Source organism: Pseudomonas sp. B19(2017) (genome assembly GCF_002113165.1).
Taxonomy (GTDB): domain Bacteria; phylum Pseudomonadota; class Gammaproteobacteria; order Pseudomonadales; family Pseudomonadaceae; genus Aquipseudomonas.
The window spans coordinates 1-1602 of record NZ_NEJR01000045.1 but is presented as its reverse complement, the minus strand read 5'-3'; the positions used below and the strand labels follow the sequence as shown (position 1 = coordinate 1602).

The window sequence follows — 1602 nt, the reverse complement described above, 5'->3', positions numbered from 1 at the left end:
AGGTGGCGCGACGGCGTCGACGGTGACGCTGGTCGGCCCGCTGGTATTGCCGGCCGGGTCCTGGGCCACGGCATTGATCACCGTGCCATTGGCCAGCGGCGTGGCTGGGGTGACGCTCCAATTACCACTGCCATCGGCAGTAGTCTGACCTATCGGGTTGCCGCTGCCATCGGTCAGGATGACCCTCGCGCCGGCTTCGGCGGTACCACTGATTTCCACGCCGTTGCTCGGTTCGACCACTGGCGCGGCCGGGGCCACCGAGTCCACCGTGGTGCTCGACGGTGCGCTGGTGTTGCCGGTCGGGTCGGTTGCCGTGGCGTTAACCACGGTACCGTTTACCAGCGGCGTGCCGGGGGTGAAGCTCCAGTTACCACTGCCGTCGGCGGTGATCTGGCCGATCGGGTTGCCGCTGCCGTCGGTCAGGGTCACGGTGGCGCCCGCTTCAGCCGTACCGCTGATGGTCACACCGTTGCCTGGATTGATGACGGGTGCAGCCGGCGCATTGGAATCGACGGTGACCGTCGCTGCCGAACCGGTGTTGCCCGCCAGGTCGCTCGCCGTGGCATTGACCACTGTGCCATTGGCCAGCGGCGTGGCTGGGGTGTAGGTCCAGTTGCCACTGCCATCGGCCGTCACCTGGCCTATCGGATTGCTGCTGCCATCGGTGAGGGTCACCGTGCTGTTCGGCTCGGCGGTACCGCTGAGGCTGCTGCCGTCGCTCAGGTTGATGATCGGTGCAGCCGGGGCGATGGCGTCAACGGTGACGCTGGTCGGCCCGCTGGTATTGCCGGCCGGATCGGTCGCCGTGGCGTTGACCACGGTGCCATCGGCCAGGGGGGGCGAAGGTGTAAAGGCCCAGTTGCCGCTGCCACCGGCGGTAGTCTGGCCGATCGGGTTGCCGACGCCGTCGGTGAGGATGACAGTTGCGCCAGCTTCGGCGGTACCGCTGATTGCCGCGCCATTGCTCGGTTCGACCACTGGCGCGGCCGGGGCCACCGAGTCCACCGTGGTGCTCGACGGCGCGCTGGTGTTGCCGGTCGGGTCGGTTGCCGTGGCGTTGACCACGGTACCGTTGGCCAGCGGCGTGCCGGGGGTGAAGCTCCAGTTACCGCTGCCGTCTGCGGTGATCTGGCCGATCGGATTGCCGCTGCCGTCGGTCAGGGTCACGGTGGCGCCCGCTTCAGCCGTACCGCTGATGGTCACACCGTTGCTTGGATTGATGACGGGTGCAGCCGGCGCACTGGAATCGACGGTGACCGTCGCTGCCGAACCGGTGTTGCCCGCCAGGTCGCTCGCCGTGGCATTGACCACTGTGCCATTGGCCAGCGGCGTGGCTGGAGTGAAGCTCCAGTTGCCACTGCCGTCGGCCGTCGCCTGGCCGATGGGATTACCGCTGCCGTCGGTGAGGGTCACGGTACTGTTCGGCTCGGCGGTACCACTGAGGCTGCTGCCGTCACTCAGGTTGATGATCGGTGCAGCCGGGGCGATGGCGTCTACGGTGACGCTGGTCGGCCCGCTGGTATTGCCGGCCGGGTCCTGGGCCACGGCGTTGATCACCGTGCCGTTGGCCAGCGGCGTACCGGGCGTGAACGACCAGTTGCC

1 protein-coding gene is annotated in these 1602 nt (G+C 68.1%); it reads right to left on the bottom strand.

Translation table 11 applies throughout. The features are described from left to right. Window positions 1-1602: Ig-like domain-containing protein (locus CAF70_RS25935; protein ID WP_256575311.1), on the bottom strand; the 1602-nt coding region annotated here is incomplete at both ends.